17 protein-coding genes are annotated in these 13,955 nt (G+C 72.8%); 7 read left to right on the top strand and 10 right to left on the bottom strand.

Annotated elements, in window-relative coordinates:
- Positions 1 to 101: 101 nt before the first annotated feature.
- From ACZ7D7_RS29800 to bioB, 4 genes are all read right to left on the bottom strand, one after another.
- Entirely contained in the window at positions 102 to 788 is a 687-nt protein-coding gene (locus ACZ7D7_RS29800; protein ID WP_470828324.1) for a class I SAM-dependent methyltransferase, read from the bottom strand.
- Positions 789 to 945: 157 nt separating this feature from the next.
- The gene (gene bioD / locus ACZ7D7_RS29795) at positions 946 to 1,671 is read right to left on the bottom strand and encodes a dethiobiotin synthase (RefSeq protein ID WP_470828323.1); all 726 of its coding nucleotides are present in this window, start codon (positions 1,669 to 1,671) and stop codon (positions 946 to 948) included.
- Position 1,672: 1 nt separating this feature from the next.
- Positions 1,673 to 2,953, bottom strand: coding sequence for an adenosylmethionine--8-amino-7-oxononanoate transaminase (locus ACZ7D7_RS29790; RefSeq protein WP_470828321.1), 1,281 nt, complete (start codon positions 2,951 to 2,953; stop codon positions 1,673 to 1,675).
- Positions 2,946 to 4,142, bottom strand: a complete 1,197-nt coding sequence (bioB, locus tag ACZ7D7_RS29785; RefSeq protein ID WP_470828320.1) for a biotin synthase BioB — start codon at positions 4,140 to 4,142, stop codon at positions 2,946 to 2,948. Before bioB ends, ACZ7D7_RS29790 begins: the two co-directional genes overlap by 8 nt.
- A 192-nt stretch (positions 4,143 to 4,334) precedes the next feature.
- Here bioB and ACZ7D7_RS29780 point away from each other — a divergent pair, with 192 nt between their 5' ends.
- A complete protein-coding gene (locus ACZ7D7_RS29780; RefSeq protein ID WP_470828318.1) occupies positions 4,335 to 5,462 on the top strand; it encodes an 8-amino-7-oxononanoate synthase in 1,128 nt (375 codons plus the stop codon).
- A 66-nt stretch (positions 5,463 to 5,528) separates the two neighbouring features.
- Here the strand turns inward: ACZ7D7_RS29780 and ACZ7D7_RS29775 are convergent, their stop codons facing one another.
- Both ACZ7D7_RS29775 and ACZ7D7_RS29770 read right to left on the bottom strand, forming a co-directional pair.
- Complete coding sequence (locus ACZ7D7_RS29775) at positions 5,529 to 5,753, bottom strand: DUF397 domain-containing protein (protein ID WP_470828316.1); 225 nt, start codon at positions 5,751 to 5,753, stop codon at positions 5,529 to 5,531.
- Between the two features lie 9 nt (positions 5,754 to 5,762).
- A complete protein-coding gene (locus ACZ7D7_RS29770) occupies positions 5,763 to 6,623 on the bottom strand; it encodes a helix-turn-helix domain-containing protein (RefSeq protein ID WP_470828314.1) in 861 nt (286 codons plus the stop codon).
- A 211-nt stretch (positions 6,624 to 6,834) separates the two neighbouring features.
- Here ACZ7D7_RS29770 and ACZ7D7_RS29765 point away from each other — a divergent pair, with 211 nt between their 5' ends.
- Entirely contained in the window at positions 6,835 to 7,299 is a 465-nt protein-coding gene (locus tag ACZ7D7_RS29765; RefSeq protein ID WP_470828475.1) for an ATP-binding protein, read from the top strand.
- A 50-nt stretch (positions 7,300 to 7,349) separates the two neighbouring features.
- Here ACZ7D7_RS29765 and ACZ7D7_RS29760 read toward each other — a convergent pair whose 3' ends face one another.
- The 3 genes from ACZ7D7_RS29760 to ACZ7D7_RS29750 all read right to left on the bottom strand — a co-directional run bounded on the left by ACZ7D7_RS29760 (position 7,350) and on the right by ACZ7D7_RS29750 (position 9,325).
- Entirely contained in the window at positions 7,350 to 7,823 is a 474-nt protein-coding gene (locus ACZ7D7_RS29760) for a C40 family peptidase (RefSeq protein WP_470828313.1), read from the bottom strand.
- A gap of 550 nt (positions 7,824 to 8,373) precedes the next feature.
- Complete coding sequence (locus tag ACZ7D7_RS29755) at positions 8,374 to 8,682, bottom strand: hypothetical protein (protein ID WP_470828311.1); 309 nt, start codon at positions 8,680 to 8,682, stop codon at positions 8,374 to 8,376.
- Between the two features lie 7 nt (positions 8,683 to 8,689).
- Entirely contained in the window at positions 8,690 to 9,325 is a 636-nt protein-coding gene (locus tag ACZ7D7_RS29750; RefSeq protein ID WP_470828310.1) for an ATP-dependent Clp protease proteolytic subunit, read from the bottom strand.
- A gap of 97 nt (positions 9,326 to 9,422) precedes the next feature.
- Between ACZ7D7_RS29750 and ACZ7D7_RS29745 the strand changes: the two genes are divergently transcribed.
- Positions 9,423 to 9,701, top strand: a complete 279-nt coding sequence (locus tag ACZ7D7_RS29745) for a type II toxin-antitoxin system Phd/YefM family antitoxin (RefSeq protein WP_470828308.1) — start codon at positions 9,423 to 9,425, stop codon at positions 9,699 to 9,701.
- Here the strand turns inward: ACZ7D7_RS29745 and ACZ7D7_RS29740 are convergent.
- Positions 9,698 to 10,711, bottom strand: a complete 1,014-nt coding sequence (locus tag ACZ7D7_RS29740) for an ABC transporter permease (protein WP_470828307.1) — start codon at positions 10,709 to 10,711, stop codon at positions 9,698 to 9,700. The two genes, ACZ7D7_RS29745 and ACZ7D7_RS29740, sit on opposite strands and share 4 nt — an antisense overlap.
- A 132-nt stretch (positions 10,712 to 10,843) precedes the next feature.
- On the opposite strand from ACZ7D7_RS29740, the gene ACZ7D7_RS29735 reads away from it, so the two are divergent.
- The 4 genes from ACZ7D7_RS29735 to ACZ7D7_RS29720 all read left to right on the top strand — a co-directional run bounded on the left by ACZ7D7_RS29735 (position 10,844) and on the right by ACZ7D7_RS29720 (position 13,948).
- Complete coding sequence (locus ACZ7D7_RS29735; RefSeq protein WP_470828306.1) at positions 10,844 to 11,473, top strand: TetR/AcrR family transcriptional regulator; 630 nt, start codon at positions 10,844 to 10,846, stop codon at positions 11,471 to 11,473.
- Positions 11,474 to 11,608: 135 nt separating this feature from the next.
- Entirely contained in the window at positions 11,609 to 11,926 is a 318-nt protein-coding gene (locus ACZ7D7_RS29730) for an urease subunit gamma (protein WP_470828305.1), read from the top strand.
- Positions 11,923 to 12,234 carry an urease subunit beta gene (locus ACZ7D7_RS29725; RefSeq protein WP_470828303.1) on the top strand — a complete coding sequence of 104 codons (312 nt, stop codon included), beginning with the start codon at positions 11,923 to 11,925 and terminating at the stop codon, positions 12,232 to 12,234. Before ACZ7D7_RS29730 ends, ACZ7D7_RS29725 begins: the two co-directional genes overlap by 4 nt.
- On the top strand, positions 12,227 to 13,948 hold the full coding sequence (locus ACZ7D7_RS29720) for an urease subunit alpha (RefSeq protein WP_470828302.1): 1,722 nt from the start codon (positions 12,227 to 12,229) through the stop codon (positions 13,946 to 13,948). Before ACZ7D7_RS29725 ends, ACZ7D7_RS29720 begins: the two co-directional genes overlap by 8 nt.
- Positions 13,949 to 13,955 lie beyond the last annotated feature (7 nt).

Below are 13,955 nucleotides of genomic sequence, written 5' to 3'. Positions count from 1 at the left end.
GCACTCTGCCGAGGCCCAGAGCCCAGTGTGGCCCACCGCACGGCCGAAATCCGGCCTTGGAGCAGACGGCCATGGAGAGCCTGGGACGACCGGCCCGCGCGTCACTCCTCGGGCCCGGGGCGCCGGGCGGTGCCCAGCACGCAGTACGAGGTGGGCAGCGCCGGGCCCTTCTCCGGCATCATCATCCGCCGGTACGGGCCCAGTTCGAACCCGGCCTCGCGCAGCGCGCCCACCGGGTCCCGGGACAGGTGACAGCCGCCGTTCAGCCGGGGCCACAGCGTGCGGTCCAGCGCGCGCTGCGTGAAGGTCATCGCCCGCCCGCCGCCCGCGCCGTGCTCGAAGAACCGCACGACACCGCCCGGCCGCAGCACCCGCCGCACCTCCGCCAGCGCGCGCGGCAGGTCGCGCACGCTGCACAGCACCAGGGAGACGACCGCCGCGTCGAAGGCCTCGCTCTTGACGGGCAGGGCCTCGGCCGCGCCCGGCGCCACGTCGACCGGCACCTCGGCGCGCAGGGCCGCCTCGACCGCCAACTGCCGCAGCACGCGCTCCGGTTCGATCGCGACGACCTCGGAGACGGTGCCCGGATAGTGCGCGAAGTTCAGGCCGTTGCCCGCGCCGATCTCGATCACCCGGCCGGACAACCCGTCGAGCAGTCTGCGCCGCACGTCACCCATGCCCATCCGGGACTCGGCGGCGACGCTGACGCGCGCGTAGTACCGGGCGAACAGCGGATGGTGCACGGCATCACGCGCCCGCCTGCCGGAACCGTCTGACCGCAACGCCATGGGGACCTCCCTGGGGCCTGGCAGCACTGGCCTGGCAGCACTGGCCTCCCGTCGATTCTCCCCCGAACGGGCCGGGACACCCCCGTCGGCGGCGAAGCGACCCGACCGGGGCGGGCCCGGGACGCCGAGGCGCACGTCGGCGGCCCCGGCGCCCCCGTCACATCCTCCCCGGCGCCTCCCGTGTCCGGAACGCCTCCGCGTCCCACGTCCCGCACAGGCGGGGGGCCAGCCAGTCCGCGGCCGTGGTGCGGAACGTCGTCGGGGGCAGGGCCGACGCGGACTCCGGCAGCGCGCCCAGCAGGGGTGCGCCCGCCGCGTCCGGGAGGTCCGCGAGGTTGCAGCGGGACGCCAGGTCCGGTGCGGCGGGCCAGCTGCCGATCACCACGCCCAGCACCTCCAGCCGCCGCGCCCGCACCTCACGTGCCGTCAGCTCCGTCGCGTTCAGCGTGCCGAGCCCGGCCGTCGCCACGATCAGCACCGGCGCCGCCAGCAGCCGCGCCGCGTCGGCGAGCGTCCCGCCCGCCGCGTCGAAGCGCACGAGCAGCCCGCCCGCTCCCTCCACCAGCACCAGGTCGTGCTCGGTGGCCAGTTTGGCCGCCGCCTCGGCGACGTCCTGCGGATGCACGGGCGCCCGCCCGGCCCGCCGCGCCGCCGTCGCCGGCGCCAACGGCTCGGGATAGCGCGCGAGTTCGACCGCCGTGACGTCGCCCGCGAGCCGCGCGACCTCGTCGGCGTCCCCGCGCTCGTCCTCCCGCACGCCCGTCTGCGCCGCCTTGAGCACGGCCACCGAACGGCCCGCCGCCAGCGCCGCCGACGCGACGGCGGCCGTCGCGACCGTCTTGCCGACCTCCGTGCCCGTGCCCGTGATCACCAGTACCGGCATGTCATCCCTCCCGCGCCGCCGCGCACACCGCGCGCGCGATCCGTGCCACGTCCTCGTCGCCCGTGACATACGGCGGCATCGTGTACACCAGATCCCGGAACGGCCGCAACCACACGCCCTCGCGCACCGCGGCCCGGGTGGCCGCCCCCATGTCGACGGCGTGGTCCAGCTGGACCACCCCGATCGCGCCGAGCACGCGCACGTCCCGCACGCCCGGCAGCGCCGCGGCCGGCGCCAGGCCCTCGCGCAGCCCCGCCTCGATCCGCTTCACCCCGGCCCTCCAGTCCTGACCCAGCAGCAGCTCGATCGAGGCGCAGGCCACGGCCGCGGCCAGCGGATTGCCCATGAAGGTGGGGCCGTGCGCGAGCACCGGGACGTCGCCCCGCGAGATCCCGTCGGCCACCCGCGAGGTGCACAGCGTCGCCGCCAGCGTCAGATAGCCGCCGGTCAGCGCCTTGCCGACACACATCACGTCCGGCGTCACCGCCGCGTGCTCCGCCGCGAACAGCGCGCCCGTACGCCCGAACCCGGTCGCGATCTCGTCGAACACCAGGAGCACGTCGTGCGCGTCGCACGCCTCGCGCAGCACCCGCAGGTACGTGGGGGAGTGGAACCGCATCCCGCCCGCGCCCTGCACCACCGGCTCGACGATCACGGCGGCCAGTTCGTCGGCGTGCCGCCCGATCAGCGACCGCAGCTCCTCGGCGTAGTCCTCGTCGTACTCGGCGGGCGGCGCCCCGGCGAACACCTGGCGCGGCAGCACCCCGGTCCACAGGTCGTGCATCCCGCCCTCGGGGTCGCAGACCGACATCGGCTGCCAGGTGTCCCCGTGGTAGCCGCCGCGCCAGGTCAGCAGCCGCCGCTTCTCCGGCCGGCCCAGCGAACGCCAGTACTGCAGGCACATCTTGACCGCGACCTCGACCGACACCGACCCGGAGTCGGCGAGGAACACATGCTCGAGACCGTCCGGCGACAGGTCGACAAGGAGCTTCGCGAGCCGTACGGCGGGCTCGTGGGTGAGCCCGCCGAACATCACGTGACTCATCCGCCCCAACTGCTCGCGCGCGGCCTCGTTCAGCACCGGGTGGTTGTAGCCGTGAATGGCCGACCACCACGACGACATGCCGTCGACGAGTTCCCCGGAGCCGTCCGCGAGGCGCAGCCGCACCCCGCTCGCCGACTCCACCACGAGCGGCTCCTGCCGCCCGGGCATCGGGCCGTACGGATGCCACACGTGCCGCCGGTCGAGGTCGAGCAGCTCGGGCACGCCCAGGTCAGGCATTGGGCGCGAGGTCGGTCCCGGCACCCCGGCGGCGCACGGCGACGAGGTCGGGCCGGGGCTCGTCGGCCGCCGGCACAGCGGCGGGCGCGGACGCCGAACCGCAGGCCGGCGCGGACCCGTCGGCGGACGTGGAGGCGGACTCGGCGGCGGAGCCGCACACCCCGCCGCCGTCGTGGCAGCCGCCAGCGCGGTGCTCGGGCAGCGTCACCTCACCGGCGCCCTCCACCTCGAACCCGGCGTCCGCGATCATGTCGAGGTCGGCCTTGCCGGCCTGGCCCTCGCTCGTGAGGTAGTCGCCGAGGAAGATCGAGTTGGCCAGGTGCAGCGCGAGCGGCTGCATCGACCGCAGGTGGACCTCACGGCCGCCCGCGATGCGCACCTCGACGTCCGGGCACACGAACCGCACCATCGCCAGGATCCGGAGGCAGCGCTGCGGGGTGAGGTTCCACTCCTTGGCGAGCGGCGTGCCCTCGAACGGGATGAGGAAGTTGACCGGCACCGAGTCCGGGTCCAGCTCGCGCAGCGAGAAGACCACGTCCACGAGGTCCTCGTCGCTCTCGCCCATGCCCGCGATCAGACCGGAGCAGGCGGAAAGACCGGCCGCGTGCGCCTTGCGCACGGTGTCGACCCGGTCGGCGTAGGTGTGCGTGCTGGTGATGTCGCCGTACGTGGACTCGGAGGTGTTGAGGTTGTGGTTGTAGGCGTCGGCGCCCGCGTCGCGCAGCCGGTCCGCCTGTCCGTCGGAGAGCAGGCCGAGGCAGGCGCACACCTCGACGCCCTCGTTCTGCTCCTTGATGGTCTTGATGGTCTCGGAGACCCGGTCCACGTCACGGTCGGTCGGGCCCCGGCCGCTGGCCACCAGGCACACCCGCTTGGCGCCGCCGGCCACCCCGGCCGCCGCGGCCTGCGAGGCCTCGTCGGGCTTGAGCCACGTGTACTTGAGGATGTCCGCCTTCGAGCCGAGCCGCTGCGAACAGTAGGAGCAGTCCTCCGGGCACAGACCGGACTTGAGGTTGACGAGATAGTTGAGTTTCACTCGTCGGCCGAACCAGTGCCGGCGCACCTTTCCGGCCGCGGCCACCACATCCAGCAGGTCGTCGTCGGTCGTGGCGAGAACGGCCAGGGCCTCCTCGCGGGTCGGCAGCTCGCGCCGAAGCCCCTTGTCCACCAGCGTGTTCAGCAGGTCCATGAGAGTCGATCCTTACGTACGGAAGCGTGCCGGGCCAAGGAGAGTTCGCACAACCCTCCCCGTTCGGCGTGTGTGGATTGCCACACCGTGGGTGCCTGGTCGTCCGGCTAGTGTCTGTGCACTGCCTACAAAGGGCGGTGCCGTGCGGGGAGGCGTCGCGCGGGCACTGTCCACCACTTCACCGGAGGCGCCATGGGGTTCGGCTGGATCGACGAGCGGGCGGAGCAGCGCCGGCGCGCCGGACTCGTACGGAGCCTGCGGCCCCGGCCGGCCGAGTCGCCGCTGCTGGACCTGGCGAGCAACGACTACCTGGGCCTGGCCCGGCACCCCGAGGTCGTCGAGGGCGCGGCGCGGGCCGCGCGCACGTGGGGCGGCGGGGCGACCGGCTCCCGGCTGGTCACGGGCAGCACCGAGCTGCACGCCGAACTGGAGGGCGAACTGGCCGCCTTCTGCGGCTTCGAGTCGGCCCTCGTCTTCTCCTCGGGGTACGCGGCGAACCTGGCCGCGGTGACGGCGCTGGCGCCGCACGGCTCGCTGATCGTGTCCGACGCGGGCAACCACGCCTCCCTGATCGACGGCTGCCGGCTGGCGCGCGGCACGACCCAGGTCGTCGGGCACGCCGATCCGGACGCGGTCCGCAAGGCGCTCGGCACGCACGACGGCCCGGCCGTCGTGGTGTCCGACACGGTCTTCTCGGTGGACGGCGACGCCGCGCCGCTGGCCGCTCTCGCGGCGGCCGGCCGTGAGCACGGCGCGGGACTGGTCGTGGACGACGCGCACGGCCTGGGCGTCCTCGGGACCGGCGGGCGCGGGGCCGCCGAGGCGGCCGGGCTCGCCGGGGACGACGACGTCGTCGTGACGGTCACGCTGTCCAAGTCGCTCGGCAGCCAGGGCGGCGCCGTGCTCGGCCCCGCCCGGGTGATCGACCATCTGGTGAACGCGGCCCGGACGTTCATCTTCGACACCGGCCTCGCCCCCGCGGCGGCGGGCGCGGCCCTCGCCGCGCTGCGGCTGCTGCGCCGCGAGCCGGGGCGGGCCGGGCGGGCCCGCGAGGTCGCGGCGCACCTGCACGCGCGGCTGACGGCCGCGGGTCTGGAAGCGGTGCGTCCGGACGCCGCGGTCGTCTCCGTGCGCGCGCCGTCCCCGGAGGGGGCCGTGCGCTGGGCGGCCGACTGCCGGGCGGCGGGCCTGGCCGTGGGCTGTTTCCGCCCTCCTTCCGTGCCCGACGGTGTGTCACGGCTCAGGCTGACCGCCCGCGCGGACCTCTCCGGGGAGCAGCTCGAACACGCTGTGCGGGTCATCGGCGAAACGCGGCCATGAGTCGGCGTTGCACGGCCGTGCCTCGTCCGGTGGAACCCGGTCAGTCGCGCCGGGGTGCCCCGCGGCTCACCTGAACGCGACCGTGAACGCCGACCAGCTCTCGGGGGAGAAGAGCAGGGCGGGTCCGGCCGGGTCCTTGGAGTCGCGTACGGCCAGCAGCCCGGCCCGGGGACCGGAGCGCGGACGGGCCGTTTCGACGCAGTTGTTCGCTCCCGTGCTGTAACTGCTGCGCAGCCAGTGCACGTCGTGCAGGTCGTGGCTCGAAGGGACGTTCCGAGGCAGTGCGGACATGGTGCCTCCTTACGTGGCGCCGGTCATACCGGCGATGAATTCCAATGATTCCTCGGGTGAAAGAGCATGTCTTCGGAGGGAGTTGAAGGCCTCTGTGTAGGCCTCTAGGTCTTCTTTCCGTTCGAGATGGTGGCTACTCGTCAAGTGGTCGAGAACAACCACGTCGAGATCAGATGTGTGCGCGAATGAGAAAATAACGAAAGATCCCGTGACACCGATGTGCGCTCCGGCGGCAAACGGCAGTACTTGCAACCGCACTTGCGGCAGAACCGCCGCGGTCATCAGCTTCTCCAGCTGCCTCGACATGACGCCGGGCCCGCCCACTTCCCGGCGCAGCACGGCCTCGTCGAGCACGGCGCTCAGCGCCAGCGGCGGCCGCGCGTGCAGCACGTCCTGCCGGGCGAGGCGCACCTCGACCAGCGCGTCCAGACGTTCTTCGGACAGACCTTCGACCGCCGCGCTGGTGACCGCCCGGGCGTACTCCGGTGTCTGGAGCAGGCCGGGCACGACGGTCGTCTCCAGGGTGCGCATCGCGCTCGCCTGCGACTCCAGACTGATGAAGTCCCGGTAGGTGGGCGGCAGTTCACCGCGATAGGCGTGCCACCAGTGGTTGCGCCCGTCGCCGTCGTGCGAGCCGGCCAGGACGAGCAGCAGCTCCCGCAACTGGTCGTCCGCGACCCCGTAGGCGTCCAGGAGCAGTCGTACGTCGGCCGGTTTCGCGCCACTGGTGCCGGTCTCGATCCGGCTCACCTTCGACTGGTGCCAGCCCACCAGCCCGGCCGCCTCCCCACTGGTGAGGCCCGCCGAGGTGCGCAGCGCGCGCAGTTCGGCGCCCAGTTTGCGGCGGCGTACCGCGGGACCGTGCTGCATGGGCTTCCCCTTACTCCTTCCGAGCCGCCCAAATACGTTCTCGCGTCGCAGAGTTCACCGCTTCGAGCGACAGATATATGCAGATCTTGGTGGATCGCCGTCGTCGACGGTGTGGTGATGGCAGTCTGACGACGAAGCACCAGTCCGGGACCGTACTCCAACCATCCGCTCCGTGTCGGACTCGGTCCCGTGGGAAAGGGACGGCATCGCCATGGCAGACCATTTGGAAGCATCCGTCACTCTGCCGAGCGATCCCGCCTCGGTGTCCGCGTGCCGATCATTTGTCGTGGACACGCTGGCGGAATGGGGCCTGCCCGCGGACGCGGAGGCGTCCGAGACCGTGCGGCTCATCGTGTCCGAACTCGCCACCAACGCGGTACAGCACACCTTCGGCCAGTCACCGACCTTCACGGTGGACCTCGCGCTGCGTCGCGACGGCCACCTGCGCGTCGGGGTGACCGACAGTCACCCGAGGTTCCCGAAGAGGCTGCCCGCCGCCGTCCAGCAGGACAACGGGCGCGGCATGGTGATCGTCCGGTGGCTGGCAGCGGAGTGCGGCGGCAGACTGCGCGTCCGCCCCACGCGCGAGGGCGGCAAGACGGTCTCCATCGAGCTGCCGTGGACCGGCAGGTCCCCGGCCGAGGCGGTGACGGCGGCCGGGCAGCAGGAGCCGTAGAGGGACGACCTCGCGGGCGACGGCGGCCGGGTGCCGTCGCCCGCGCGAGGTCAGCGCACGCGTCCGTAGGTGACGCTGCGGGTCCAGATCCTCTCGAGCTTCACCACGTCGCCGGTCTTCGGGGCGTGCCAGATCCGGTTCCCGCCGGCGTAGATGCCGACGTGGTAGACGTAGCCGCCCGAACGGAAGAACACCAGGTCTCCGGCCTTGCGGCTGGCGGCCGGGATGTGCCGGGTCCTGTTGTACTGCTGGGCGGCCGTACGGGGCAGCTTCTTGCCGGCCTTCTTGTACGAGTACTGCGTCAGCCCCGAGCAGTCGAACCTGCGGGGGCCCGTGGCGCCCCAGCTGTACGGGGCGCCCTTCTTGGAGGCCGCTACCTGGAGCGCCTTCTTGGCCGGGGTGGCGGCGACGGCTTCGGAGCCGGCGCCCGGGATCACGAGGGAGCCGCCCACGGCGGCGATGGTGAGGACCGAGGCCGTGCCGGCCCGGGCCACGAGGGACGGGACACGATTGAGCGCGGTCATGCGCAACCCTTCGTCAGCCGCCTGTGAAGGATGACCTGTCGGATTCGGGCTGGCGAAGTTGCCCGGCCGCGGCTGCGGCTTCACCCCAAGGGCTGCTCGGAACGGCTGTTCGGGCCGGTCCGGCGACCCGTCGTGCTCGGGTCCTCCACTCCTGCCGATCCACTCCTGTCGACCGGACATCCGGGCGGCGGCAGGACTCGGCGTCCGCCCGGATCGCCCCGCCGCGGCGGCGGGGTCTTGTCGTCAGTCAGGGATCTTGACCGATCGATGTCCGAATATCCCAATGGAACAGGGTATTTGTGTTGTTACTCACCAATCGCCCGTTCGGGTGGACAGGGTTGTGTTCGAGGGGCCGTCCAGACCCCCAAGAGCCCCCGGACCAGCGGCGGAACGATCCGCTCCGGCCTCGCGCCGCGCGCCCTGCGCAACTTCGGCGGGCCCGAAAAAGGAGGTGTGTCTACGCCGACAGGGGGTACGTCGTTCGGGCCGTTTCAACTCGGGTCCGGACGCGCCGCCCCGACGCCACGGCGTCCGGACATCTGGGGCCGCGTCAACTCTCGGGCCGCGGCGGCAGGGTGACCCGGGACGTGCGCCGCTCGCCGTCCAGCACCCGCAACGCCCGCGCCAGCGTCGCGGCGTGCAGTTCGGTCTCGCCCCGCTGGTGCATGAGCGTCAGCGCGTCACGCAGGGCCGCGGCCTTGCCGACCAGCGCCTGTGCGGCACGCAGCCCGCGATAGGTGTCGCCGTCCTGCGCGGGGTTGATGCGGCCCAGCAGGTCCACGACGTCGAGGTAACGGTCGATCAGCTCGGCCTCGGCCCGCGTCAGGGCGGGCAGGGGCGGCAGTTCGGGCGGCAGCACCGGCGGATCACCTCGCGCCGGGTGCGGACGGCGTGGCCCCGCGGTTCGGGATGATCCGGTCCACCAGGCCGTACTCCAGCGCCTGCCGCGCGTCCAGGACCCGCTCCCGCTCGATGTCCTGCCGGACCTGCTCCGCCGTGCGGCCGGTGTGCAGCGCGAGGAGTTCCTCCATGCGCGTGCGAACGCGCGTCAGTTCGTCCGCCTGGACGGCGAGATCGCTCGCCTGGCCCTCCACCGGTTCCGGCAGGGCGGGCTGACGGAGCACCATGCGCGCGCCCGGCAGCACGTACCGCTTTCCGGGCGTGCCGGCGGCCAGCAGTACCGAGGCCGCCGAACCGGCCCGGCCGAGGCAGATCGTCTCCACGTCGCAGGTGACGAAGCGCAGCGTGTCGTAGATCGCCGACATCGCGCTGAAGGAGCCGCCGGGGGAGTTGACATAGAGCGAGACGTCCCGGTCCGGGTCGCGGTGCTCCAGGTACATGAGCTGCGCCATCACGTCGTTCGCCGACGTGTCGTCGATCGGCGTCCCGAGGAACACGATCCGCTCCTGGAGCAGCTTGGAGTACGGATCGAGGGTGCGCGTCCCCGCGCTCGTGCGTTCGGTGAACTCGGGCAGGACGTAGCGGGCGGATGGTCGGTTCATGGCACACCCCTCCTGAAGGCAACGCCGTCCGCGACGGAGCCGGTCCCGCCGCTTCTGTAAAAAATGTACAGGACGTACGTGCCGTTATGATGGGGGTATGGCCTACGAGATTCCGGTGACGCAAGCCAGGGCTGAGCTCGCCGACCTGATCAACCGCGTCGTGTACGGCGGTGAGCGCGTCGTCGTCACACGGCACGGAAAGCCCCTCGTCGCCCTCGTCTCCGCCGCCGACCTCGAACGACTCGAGCAGCTCCAGGACCCCGCCGACGACCAGGTGATCAGCGCGGTCTCCGCCGTCCGCGACGTCGCCTCCGCCCCCCGCGAACCCCGGCGCTTCGGCATCGCGGCCGAGCACCGGGGGCCCGGCGCCTCCTAGGACGCGCTCTCCGGCTCGCGCCGTACGGGAGGCGCGCTCTCCCGCTCGCGCTCCACGGGTGCCTCCTTCCCGGGCCGCGCCCGCAGCGCCGCGCCCAGCAGTACGGCGCCCAGGCCGAGCGCGGCCCACCAGGTCAGGGTGAGGGCCGGTCCCGTCGCCGCGGCGCCGTCGAAGTACGACACCGACCGCAGCAGCGTCGTCCCCGCGCCCGGCGGCAGCCACCCGCCGATCGCGCCCGCCGGCTCCGGCAGCATCTCCGGTGCCGAGGAAGCCCCCGAGAACGGGTTGCCGGCCAGCATCACCACCGCCGCCACGATCCCGGCCCCGGCGATGCCGACCAGGGCCGCGAGTCCGGCCACCGCCCCGCTCACCGCCAGCGTCGACAGGGCCAGCACCCCGGCCTCCGCCCACCAGTCGCCGGTGAGCAGGCCGAGCAGACTGTGCGCGATGCCCGCCCCGGCCAGGCCGACGAGCGCGGCGGAACCGGCCAGCGCGGCCACCGCGGACAGGCCCCGCAGCCCCAGCACGGTCACGGCCGAACCCGCCGCGATCCCGGCCAGCGCCAGCGGCAGCACGCTCGCGCCGAGTCCCGCGCCGCGCGGGTCGTTCTCCGGCGCCGCCACCACGTCCACCGTCCGCGCCCGCAGGCCCTGCGCAGCGGCCTGCTCGGTCACCGCCCGCTGGAGCAGCTGCGCCACGGCCGGCCCCGCCGCCGACGCCGTGGGGTTGCGCCCGGTGACGACGATCGCGCCGTACACCTGCCGTTCCTCGACCGCATCCCGGGCGGCGGCCTCGTCCGGATACCGGTGAATCTCGAACGCGCCCTCCTTTCGAGTGAGCCCCTGGGCCACCTGCTCCGCGGCGGCGGCCGGTCCCGCCACGCCGACGGGCAGTTCGCGCGGGGCGGTGCGGGCGGCCGGCCAGGCGAAGGCCCACAGCGCCAGTGCCGCGAGCAGCGGCACGAGGACGACGGCCGCGACGACGCGGCGCGCTTGCACGGGTGCGGACATGGGTTCCCTGCTTTCCCTCGGGACGGTTCTCTGGCGATCTCAAAAAGAAGGATCGTTCGTTTTACTGATGCCATCACCGTGCGCCCGCTGTCGCGGCTTGTCAAGAAAGAATGTTCGTTCTACGTTGTGGGCATGGCCCGCGTGACCCAGGAACACCTCGACGCCCGCCGCCGGCAGATCCTCGACGGCGCCGCGCTCTGCTTCGCCCGCAACGGCTTCCACGCCACCTCCATGCAGGACATCCTCAAAGAGGCCGACCTGTCGGCCGGCGCCGTCTACCGCTACTTCTCCGGCAAGGACGAGCTGATCACCGCGATCGTCGGCGAGGTCCTCGGCGAGGTCCGGGCCGCTTTCGAGGAGGCCGCCCGGCAGAGCCCGCCCCCGCCGCCGGACCGCCTCGTCGGCGAGCTGCTGGGCCGCACCCTCCAGGCCCGCGCCTCCCTCACCGTCGACGGGGAGCCCGCCTTCCCCCGCCTGGTCCTCCAGGTCTGGGCGGAGACGCTGCGCAACCCCGAGCTGGCCGCCGCCCTCCACGAGGGCTACGGCGCCGTCCTCGACACCTGGGCCCGGATCGTCGAGGGCTACCAGAAGGCCGGGATGATGGCGGTGGACGTGCCCGCGCAGGACGTGGCGCGCACGATGGTCGCCGTCGTGCAGGGCTTCCTCGCCCAGCAGCCGCTGTTCGGCTCCGCCCCGGTCGAGGTGCTCCAGAACGGGCTGCGCGGACTGATGAGCCATCGCCGACCGGATGCCGCCGAGTGAGTGGATCCCGGCGCGCGCTTAACGTGCCCGAAACGCCGTCCAACTAGCCTGCCCGTCCACGCCACCAGCCACTTTGCCGGTGGCCGCGGCACCCGGGCCCCGCACGGTCCCGGAGCGAGGACTGTGAGGTGGGACGTGCAACTGACCCCGCACGAGCAAGAGAGGCTGCTGATCCACGTGGCGGCCGACGTCGCCGAGAAGCGCCGGGCCCGCGGGCTCAAGCTCAATCACCCGGAGGCGGTCGCCCTCATCACCTCCCACGTCCTCGAAGGCGCGCGCGACGGCCGCACCGTCGCCGAACTCATGGCCTCGGGACGCGAGTTGCTCACCCGCGACGACGTCATGACGGGCGTGCCCGAGATGATCCACGACGTCCAGGTCGAGGCGACCTTCCCGGACGGCACCAAGCTCGTCACCGTCCACGACCCGATCGTCCGACGGGGGCGCGCGTGATTCCCGGAGAGATCCTGTTCGCCGACGACCCGATCGTCTGCAACGCAGGCCGTGAGGTCACCCGGCTGACCGTCCTCAACGCCGCCGACCGGCCCGTCCAGGTCGGCTCCCACTACCACTTCGCCGAGGCCAACCCCGGCCTCGACTTCGACCGCGCCGCCGCCCGCGGCAAGCGGCTCGACATCCCCGCCGGCACCGCCGTGCGCTTCGAGCCGGGCATCCCCGTCGACGTCGCCCTCGTCCCGCTGGCCGGCGCCCGCGTCGTGCCCGGCCTGCGCGGCGAGACCGGAGGTGCCCTCGATGCCTGAGATCTCCCGCGCCGCGTACGCCGACCTGTTCGGGCCGACCACCGGCGACCGGATCCGCCTCGCCGACACCGACCTGCTGATCGAGATCGAGGAGGACCGCTGTGGCGGGCCCGGACGCGCCGGTGACGAGGCGGTGTTCGGCGGCGGCAAAGTCATCCGGGAGTCCATGGGCCAGTCCCGCGCCACTCGCGCCGAAGGCACCCCGGACACCGTGATCACCGGTGCCGTCGTCGTCGACCACTGGGGCGTCGTCAAGGCCGACATCGGCATCCGCGACGGCCGGATCACCGGCATCGGCAAGGCCGGCAACCCCGACACCATGGACGGCGTCCACCCCGACCTGGTCATCGGCCCCGAGACCGAGATCATCGCCGGGAACGGGCGGATTCTGACCGCCGGCGCCATCGACGCGCACGTCCACTTCATCTGCCCGCAGATCGCCGACGAGGCGCTGTCCGCCGGGATCACCACCCTCGTCGGCGGCGGCACCGGACCGGCCGAGGGCTCGAAGGCCACCACCGTCACGCCCGGGCCCTGGCACCTCGCCCGGATGCTGGAGGCGATGGAGGCGTACCCCCTCAACATCGGCTTCCTCGGCAAGGGCAACACCGTCTCCCACGAGGCGATGCTGTCGCAGATCCGGGGCGGTGCCCTCGGCCTGAAGCTGCACGAGGACTGGGGCTCGACGCCCGCCGTCATCGACGCCGCCCTGACCGTCGCCGAGCGGACCGGCATCCAGGTCGCCATCCACACGGACACCCTCAACGAGGCCGGATTCGTGGGCGACACCCTGGCGGCGATCGCCGGGCGCGGCATCCACGCGTACCACACGGAGGGCGCGGGCGGCGGGCACGCCCCCGACATCATGACCGTCGTCTCGGAGCCGCACGTGCTGCCGAGCTCGACCAACCCGACGCGGCCGTTCACCGTCAACACCGCCGAGGAACACCTCGACATGCTGATGGTGTGCCACCACCTCAACCCGGCGGTGCCCGAGGACCTGGCCTTCGCCGAGTCGCGCATCCGGCCGTCCACGATCGGCGCCGAGGACATCCTGCACGACCTCGGCGCCATCTCGATCATCTCCTCCGACTCCCAGGCCATGGGCCGGGTCGGCGAGGTCGTCCTGCGGACCTGGCAGACGGCCCACGTGATGAAGAGGCGGCGCGGCGCGCTGCCGGGCGACGGCCGGGCCGACAACAGGCGGGTGCGGCGGTACGTGGCCAAGTACACGATCAACCCCGCCCTCGCGCAGGGTCTGGCCCGGGAGATCGGCTCCGTGGAGACCGGCAAGCTCGCCGACCTCGTGCTGTGGGAACCGGCGTTCTTCGGCGTCAAGCCCCACCTCGTCATCAAGGGCGGGCAGATCGCGTACGCGCAGATGGGCGACGCCAACGCCTCCATCCCGACGCCGCAGCCGATCCTGCCCCGGCCGATGTACGGGGCGATCGGACGGGCCCCGGCCGCCAACTCGGTCACCTTCGTCGCCCCGCTCGCGATCGAGGACGGGCTGCCGGAGCGGCTCGGGCTCGGCAAGCGGTTCGTCGCCATCGAGTCGACGCGCGGCGTCACCAAGGCCGACATGCGGGAGAACGACGCCCGGCCCGACGTGCGGATCGATCCGGACAGCTTCGCCGTGCACATCGACGGCGAACTCGTCGAGGCGACGCCGGCCGCCGAACTGCCCATGGCCCAGCGCTACTTCCTCTTCTGACGGCGAG

The organism is Streptomyces sp. NPDC037054 (assembly GCF_055606745.1).
This window is presented reverse-complemented; position numbering and strand designations above follow the sequence as displayed.

Coding starts and splice junctions, on each gene's coding strand:
- ACZ7D7_RS29800 (WP_470828324.1), bottom strand. CDS start 788: ATGGCGTTGCGGTCAGACGGTTCCGGCAGGCGGGCGCGTGATGCCGTG.
- bioD (WP_470828323.1), bottom strand. CDS start 1,671: ATGCCGGTACTGGTGATCACGGGCACGGGCACGGAGGTCGGCAAGACG.
- ACZ7D7_RS29790 (WP_470828321.1), bottom strand. CDS start 2,953: ATGCCTGACCTGGGCGTGCCCGAGCTGCTCGACCTCGACCGGCGGCAC.
- bioB (WP_470828320.1), bottom strand. CDS start 4,142: ATGGACCTGCTGAACACGCTGGTGGACAAGGGGCTTCGGCGCGAGCTG.
- ACZ7D7_RS29780 (WP_470828318.1), top strand. CDS start 4,335: ATGGGGTTCGGCTGGATCGACGAGCGGGCGGAGCAGCGCCGGCGCGCC.
- ACZ7D7_RS29775 (WP_470828316.1), bottom strand. CDS start 5,753: ATGTCCGCACTGCCTCGGAACGTCCCTTCGAGCCACGACCTGCACGAC.
- ACZ7D7_RS29770 (WP_470828314.1), bottom strand. CDS start 6,623: ATGCAGCACGGTCCCGCGGTACGCCGCCGCAAACTGGGCGCCGAACTG.
- ACZ7D7_RS29765 (WP_470828475.1), top strand. CDS start 6,835: ATGGCAGACCATTTGGAAGCATCCGTCACTCTGCCGAGCGATCCCGCC.
- ACZ7D7_RS29760 (WP_470828313.1), bottom strand. CDS start 7,823: ATGACCGCGCTCAATCGTGTCCCGTCCCTCGTGGCCCGGGCCGGCACG.
- ACZ7D7_RS29750 (WP_470828310.1), bottom strand. CDS start 9,325: ATGAACCGACCATCCGCCCGCTACGTCCTGCCCGAGTTCACCGAACGC.
- ACZ7D7_RS29745 (WP_470828308.1), top strand. CDS start 9,423: ATGGCCTACGAGATTCCGGTGACGCAAGCCAGGGCTGAGCTCGCCGAC.
- ACZ7D7_RS29740 (WP_470828307.1), bottom strand. CDS start 10,711: ATGTCCGCACCCGTGCAAGCGCGCCGCGTCGTCGCGGCCGTCGTCCTC.
- ACZ7D7_RS29735 (WP_470828306.1), top strand. CDS start 10,844: ATGGCCCGCGTGACCCAGGAACACCTCGACGCCCGCCGCCGGCAGATC.
- ACZ7D7_RS29720 (WP_470828302.1), top strand. CDS start 12,227: ATGCCTGAGATCTCCCGCGCCGCGTACGCCGACCTGTTCGGGCCGACC.